This window comes from Tractidigestivibacter sp., from assembly GCF_057241865.1.
Map to the genome: position 1 here is coordinate 1 of NZ_DBHHPX010000086.1, position 1,515 is coordinate 1,515.

2 protein-coding genes are annotated in these 1,515 nt (G+C 62.4%); both read right to left on the bottom strand.

Translation table 11 applies throughout. From position 1 onward, the window contains the following. Positions 1 to 95: 95 nt before the first annotated feature. The gene (locus ACO59D_RS13065; RefSeq protein ID WP_165443494.1) at positions 96 to 422 is read right to left on the bottom strand and encodes an AlbA family DNA-binding domain-containing protein; all 327 of its coding nucleotides are present in this window, start codon (positions 420 to 422) and stop codon (positions 96 to 98) included. A 636-nt stretch (positions 423 to 1,058) separates the two neighbouring features. Then, a complete protein-coding gene (locus tag ACO59D_RS13070; protein WP_485127353.1) occupies positions 1,059 to 1,289 on the bottom strand; it encodes an IS110 family transposase in 231 nt (76 codons plus the stop codon). Positions 1,290 to 1,515 lie beyond the last annotated feature (226 nt).

Genomic DNA, 1,515 nt, shown 5'->3' on the forward strand with positions numbered 1-1,515 from the left:
CACCGGATCGCGCTCGAGCTCGACGCTGCTGTCCTTCTGGCGCAGGAAGACCGCCCTGTCGCTGCGCCTGGAGATGACATGGCCCGATGAGGGACCTATCTCAAGCACGAGGATGCAATCGTCCTCGCCGTGCGAGTTGACGACCGGGACGCGCATGGGATGGACCTCGGGCACTGGCTCGCACCCCATGAGCGCCCCTGCTCGAACTCCTCGATGTTGCGGGCGCCATCCCTCCTGAAGCCCGTGATTTCCCCATTGTCCTCGATGCCGATGACGAGCTTGCCGCCCGAGGCGTTGGCGAAGGCGCAAATGTGCCGGGCCGTTTCCTTCGGGTTCAGGCGGGCGCTCTTGCGGTCGAAGTATTGGTTCTCCCTCTCGGTGGAGAAAAGCACGGGGTTGTTCTCGTTTATTGGCTGTTGCATGCACGTCTCCAAATAGCTCGGTACGCACATTCTACAGTACCTCGCAGCCAACTTGAGACGCTCGTCGGGCCGTCTGCCCGTCATATCGGCTAGGGCTGCTGCGAGAAACGCGCTCCCCGCGCTTTCCACCGCGACGGGCGGCGGAGGGCCCTTCCGTAGCCCATAGCCGGCCGGCGCGGTGGGCAAGGGTGGTGAGCGCCGCCCTCCATGCGACATCGCATGCAACGTCGAGGCGCCAGCGTCCATCCCCCGGGTCCCCTGCGCTGCCAGGACTCCGGAGCCGCTATCGCCTGCCATGCCCTGCATCCGGTTGGCCTCCCCTGCCGCGTCCCTCCCGGGACTTTCCTCGGACCTTCGCAGGCTCGTCACGGGGGCGGGCCGGAACCGAAGGAGACCAGCTATATGAAGTCAAGACCTGAATACTAAATTTCCAATCTTAGACAAGCAGGCGTTTACTGCACCTTGAGAGCTGAATATCGAATGCTTCCAGAGACCGTTCCTAGCGATCGGGGTCGTAGGGAGCCTGGTCGCGCATGACAGCGAAGACGATATTGCACAGTTTCCTTGCTACTGCCGTCACAGCCACCCTGTGAGGCTTTCCCTCGCGGCGTTTCTTGTCGCAGGAGACCTTGAGCTTCAAGTCGTACTGGTAGGCTCTGCTGGCCGCAAGCCAGATTGCCCTCCTGAGGTAGGGCGAGCCATGCTTGGTGATAGGGCGCCCCCACTGTCGAACTTGCCCGACTGGCTCACCTGTGAGTTCAGCCCTGCGTAGCTCACGAGGGCGAAGGCGTTCTTGAACCTGGGGATGTCGCCGGTCTCTGAGACGATCTGGGCACCGGTCGCGTAGGAGGTGCCGGGGATGGTCAAAATGAGGGGCTCGACCCTTCTCGAGGAGACCCCTCACAAGCTTTGAGACCTTGGCGCACTCCTCGTCCGGGAAGTCCATCTGGCGCACGAGGGAGCGCACCTGAAACGATGCGGCCTCTTGTCCCAGCGCAATGCCCACTGATGCCCTGGCGCGTCGTCTGGGCTCTTCTGTGTCCGTGTCAAGAAAAATGTCCCCAGAATCACAGGGTCCTGGGGACATTCTGAT

Coding starts and splice junctions, on each gene's coding strand:
- ACO59D_RS13065 (WP_165443494.1), bottom strand. CDS start 422: ATGCAACAGCCAATAAACGAGAACAACCCCGTGCTTTTCTCCACCGAG.